Origin of the sequence: Streptomyces sp. WELS2 (genome assembly GCF_013870595.1) — a bacterium.
Taxonomy (GTDB): Bacteria; Actinomycetota; Actinomycetes; order Streptomycetales; family Streptomycetaceae; genus Streptomyces.
Genome location: NZ_JACBWZ010001133.1, coordinates 1 through 1671 on the forward strand (window position 1 = coordinate 1; position 1671 = coordinate 1671).

2 protein-coding genes and 1 pseudogene are annotated in these 1671 nt (G+C 75.3%); 1 reads left to right on the forward strand and 2 read right to left on the reverse strand.

What is annotated here, in order from left to right; translation table 11 throughout:
- A pseudogene (locus tag H5J33_RS34330) lies at positions 1-226 on the reverse strand (hypothetical protein); the annotation flags it as partial.
- A gap of 75 nt (positions 227-301) precedes the next feature.
- Here H5J33_RS34330 and H5J33_RS34335 point away from each other — a divergent pair.
- Positions 302-988: a bifunctional 2-polyprenyl-6-hydroxyphenol methylase/3-demethylubiquinol 3-O-methyltransferase UbiG gene (locus H5J33_RS34335; protein ID WP_258565600.1), complete on the forward strand. Its 687-nt coding sequence runs from the start codon at positions 302-304 to the stop codon at positions 986-988.
- A 9-nt stretch (positions 989-997) separates the two neighbouring features.
- Here the strand turns inward: H5J33_RS34335 and H5J33_RS34340 are convergent.
- A partial coding sequence (locus tag H5J33_RS34340) for an N-acetylmuramic acid 6-phosphate etherase (protein ID WP_181798572.1) occupies positions 998-1671 on the reverse strand: 674 nt, incomplete at its 5' end.

Genomic DNA, 1671 nt, shown 5'->3' on the forward strand with positions numbered 1-1671 from the left:
GGCACAGGTCCGGGGCGCTCTCGTCCACGGGACCCTGCGGGTGCTCGGGACACCGGGTGGCGGGCGCCCCCGTGGTCACGCTGTCCTCCAGCAGGTCCAGGGCGCGCCGCAGGTCGTCCTTGATCTCGTGCAGCCGGGCGTCCGGCGTGTCGGCGGTCAGGGCCTCGCCGTGCTCCCCGAGCAGCCGGAGAGCCCGTCCGAGGGCGGTGAGCTGGGCGTGGTTCATATCGGTCGGTCGCCTCCTTGCCTCCATGGTGCCCTGGCCCGCGACGGTGGCGCGGACCGTGGTGGAGTGAACCCCATGGTGAACTCCAGGGTGAACTCCATGCCGACGCGCCGTGCGGGCCGCCTGCCGGAGGCCCTCCACCGCTTCAACGCCGCCCACCCCTGGGACCACAACGCCCACTACCACCCCTGGCTGCTACGACGGTTGCCCCGCCGCTTCGGCACCGCGCTGGACGTGGGCTGCGGCAGCGGGGAACTGGCGCGGCTGCTCGCCCGGCGCGCCCGGGAGGTGCACGCCGTCGACTCCGACGCCGAAATCCTGGCCCGCGCCCGGGAGTCGACGCCCGGCACCGCACCCGTCGTCTACCGCCTCGCCGACGCCTTGCGGCAACTCCCCGACGGGCCCTACGACGTGATCACCTGCGTCGCCGTGCTCCACCACCTCCCCCTCGCCGAGACCCTCACCCGTCTGCGGGACCGGCTCGCGCCCGGCGGCACGCTCGTCGTCGTCGGCTGCGCGCGGGCGGCGGACCCGCTGGACCACGCGCTCGGGCTGGTCGCCGTCCCGCTCAACGCGCTGACGGGCTGGGTGAAGAACCGTGGCCGGCCGGCCCCGCGGCGGCCCCTGTCCATGACGGCCGCCACCCGGGAACCGCGGGAGACCTACGCCGGGATCTCCCGCACGGCCCGCCGCCTCCTGCCCGGCGCCCGGCTGCGGCGCCGGCTGTTCTGGCGTTACACGCTGGTGTGGCGGGCGCCCTGAGAGAAGGGGTCAGCCGGAGGCGTGGGCCAGGGCGGCGCGCAGGTGGCCGCCCGACTCCTGGAGCAGGCGCGCGGCCGTGGGGCCGTCGACGCCGGCGAGCAGCGCCAGGATCGCGTGCTTCACCTCGCCGCCGGTCTCCGTGAGCGCCCGGTCGATCTCGGCGTCCCCGGCGCCCGTGGCCAGGGCGACGATCCGGTGCGAGCGGGCCCGCAGCTTGGCGTTGGAGGCGCGCACGTCGACCATCAGGTTCCCGTACGTCTTGCCGAGCCGGATCATCGTGATCGTCGACAGCATGTTCAGCACCAGCTTCTGGGCCGTGCCCGCCTTCAGCCGGGTGGAGCCGGTGATCAGCTCCGGACCGACGACCACCTCGATGCGGTGCTCGGCGGCGGCGCCCAGCGCGCTGTGCTCGTTGCAGGCCAGGCCGACGGTCAGCGCGCCGAGTGCGCGGGCGTGCTCGACGGCGCCGACGGCGTACGGGGTGCGGCCGGAGGCGGAGACGCCCACCACGCTGTCGTCGGGGGTGATCTTCAGCGCGTCCAGGTCCCGGCGGGCCAGCTCGGCGGAGTCCTCCGCGCCCTCCACGGAGCTGACCATCGCCGCGGGGCCGCCCGCGATCAGGCCCACGACCTGGTCCGGGTCGGTGTTGAAGGTGGGCGGGCACTCGGAGGCGTCCAGCACGC